The sequence below is a fragment of the Streptomyces sp. PH10-H1 genome (genome assembly GCF_030063355.1).
Taxonomy (GTDB): domain Bacteria; phylum Actinomycetota; class Actinomycetes; order Streptomycetales; family Streptomycetaceae; genus Actinacidiphila.
Genome location: NZ_JASISZ010000200.1, coordinates 1 through 1,737, shown reverse-complemented (window position 1 = coordinate 1,737; position 1,737 = coordinate 1). Strand labels below are relative to the sequence as shown.

Below are 1,737 nucleotides of genomic sequence, written 5' to 3'. Positions count from 1 at the left end.
CACCCCACCCCCCCCGAAGACCCCACCCAGAACCCTGAGGAGAGCGCCGCATGAGCCTCACCATCGACGTCCACGTCCTGCACGCCTACCCCCTGTCCAACCTCAACCGCGACGAGTTCGGCTCCCCGAAAATCGCCCTCCTGGGCGGCGTGGAACGCACCCGCATCTCCTCCGCGTGCCAAAAGCGCGGCTGCCGCATCAACACCGAAAGCGTCCTGGGCGACAGGGCCCTGCGCACCCGCCGCATCCCCGAGAAGGTCGCAGCCGAACTCCGCACCCGCGGCTGGGACGAACAAGACGCCCTCAACGCCGGTCAGGCCATCGCACTGACCGCCCAGTTCTCCGGCATGAAGCTCGCCGAGGCCGGCACCACCAACGTCATGCTCTTCATCCCCGAATCGGCGATCAACGACCTCGCCGACCTCGCCGACACCCACCGCGACCTGCTCGACACCGCCGCCGAACAAGCCCGCGCCCACGCCGACGCCGCAGACAAGACCAAAACCGAAACCAAAACCAAGGCGCCCACGCTGGACAAGGACACCAAGGCCCAGGTCACCCACCTCAAAAATCAGGTCCGCGACGTCCTGTGCCGGCGCAACGGCTCCATCGCCGCCTTCGGCCGCATGCTGGCCAACACCCCCGAAGCCACCGTCGACGGCGCCATCGCCGTCGCGCACGCCACCACCACCCACGCCGGCGAAGAACAACCCGACTTCTTCACCGCCGTCGACGACATACCCGGAACCGACAACGGCTCCGCGCACATGGGCCAACACGCCCACGCCTCCGGCACCTTCTACCGCTACGCCACCATCAGCGTCGACGAACTCGTCCGCAACCTCGACGGCGACCGGGCCATGGCCCGCGAACTCATCCACGCCTTCCTCACCGAGTTCGCCCGCCACGTCCCCACCGCCAAGAAGAACAGCACCGCCCCCTTCACCCCGCCCGCCCTGGTCCACCTCGCCGTGCGCACCGACCAGCCGATGAACCTGGGCGGCGCCTTCGAAGCCCCCATCACCGCCGACGACACCTCCGGCTGGACCGCCCCCAGCATCACCGCCCTCGACCAGCACGCCGCCGCCGTCAACACCTTCCTCGGCGACGAACCCCTTCGGGCCGCCGCACACTCCGGCACCGCCGACCTGACCGGCATCACCGCGCTGGGCACCCACATCCCCCGCCTGGACACCCTCGTCACCACCATCACCGACGCCGCTCTCGCCCCGGCAGGCCACCAGTGACACCCGCACTGCTCCTGCACCTGTCCGGCACGCAGTTCTGGGGCGGCCCCCATGGCGGCACCACCCGCACCAGCCACCCCCACCCCACCCGCAGCGGCATCACCGGCCTCCTGGCCGCCGCACAAGGCCGTCCCCGCGGAAGCGACCAAAGCGACCTCGACCAGCTCACACACACCATCCGCATCGACCGACCCGGACAACGCCTCCTGGACTTCCACACCGTCGGCGGCGGCCACCCCAAGCACCACACCGTCGCCACCGCCGAAGGCGGACACCGCGGCAACGCCCTGATCTTTCGCGACTGGTACCTCCACGACGCCGCCTTCACCATCGCCGTGACCGGACCTGCAGGTCTCATCGACGACCTCACCACCGCACTGCGCAACCCCGTCTACCCGCCCCACCTCGGCCGCCGCGCCTGCCGACCCGACACCCCCGTCCTCATCACCACCACCCACGACCCCGCCACCGCCCTCGAACACCTCCCCCT

2 protein-coding genes are annotated in these 1,737 nt (G+C 70.0%); both read left to right on the top strand.

From position 1 onward, the window contains the following. Window positions 1-50: 50 nt before the first annotated feature. Window positions 51-1,247, top strand: coding sequence for a type I-E CRISPR-associated protein Cas7/Cse4/CasC (cas7e, locus tag QMK24_RS41185; RefSeq protein WP_283472038.1), 1,197 nt, complete (start codon window positions 51-53; stop codon window positions 1,245-1,247). Next, the coding region (cas5e, locus tag QMK24_RS41180; protein ID WP_283472037.1) for a type I-E CRISPR-associated protein Cas5/CasD at window positions 1,244-1,737 on the top strand (494 nt) is incomplete at its 3' end. The genes cas7e and cas5e, both read left to right, overlap by 4 nt.

Bases quoted from the DNA above. Each gene is read 5' to 3' on its own strand.
- cas7e (WP_283472038.1), top strand. From the start codon at position 51: ATGAGCCTCACCATCGACGTCCACGTCCTGCACGCCTACCCCCTGTCC.